At 35.4% G+C, this 743-nt stretch carries 1 protein-coding gene; it reads left to right on the top strand.

Features of this window, described 5'->3' with window-relative positions; translation table 11 throughout:
• Positions 1 to 743 (top strand): TRCF domain-containing protein (locus tag GMD4S_RS09805; protein ID WP_001184960.1); only part of this gene is annotated, 743 nt, incomplete at both ends.

Below are 743 nucleotides of genomic sequence, written 5' to 3'. Positions count from 1 at the left end.
GACTTTATTGAAGGTCAGTATGATATTTTGGTGACGACTACTATTATTGAGACAGGGGTAGATATTCCAAATGCCAATACCTTATTTATTGAAAATGCAGACCATATGGGTTTGTCAACCTTGTATCAATTAAGAGGAAGAGTCGGTCGTAGTAATCGTATTGCTTATGCCTATCTCATGTATCGTCCAGAAAAATCAATCAGTGAAGTCTCTGAAAAGAGATTAGAAGCAATTAAGGGATTTACAGAATTAGGCTCAGGATTTAAGATTGCGATGCGAGATCTTTCGATTCGTGGAGCAGGAAATCTCCTAGGAAAATCGCAGTCTGGTTTCATTGATTCTGTTGGTTTTGAATTGTATTCACAGTTATTAGAGGAAGCTATTGCTAAACGGAACGGTAATGGGAATAAAAGAATCAAAGGAAATGCTGAGTTGATTTTACAAATTGATGCTTATCTTCCTGATACTTATATTTCTGACCAACGACATAAGATTGAAATTTACAAGAAAATTCGTCAAATTGACAATCGTGTCAACTATGAAGAACTACAAGAAGAGTTGATGGACCGCTTTGGAGAATACCCAGACGTAGTAGCATACCTTTTAGAGATTGGTTTGGTTAAGTCATATTTTGACAAGGTATTTGTAGAACGTGTGGAAAGAAAAGAAAATAAGATTACAGTTCAATTTGAAAAAGTCACTCAACGACTATTCTTGGCTCAAGATTATTTTAAAGCCTTATC

The sequence above is a fragment of the Streptococcus sp. GMD4S genome (genome assembly GCF_000296955.1).
The sequence above is the reverse complement of the archived record's forward strand: the minus strand, read 5'-3'. Positions and strand labels throughout refer to the sequence as shown.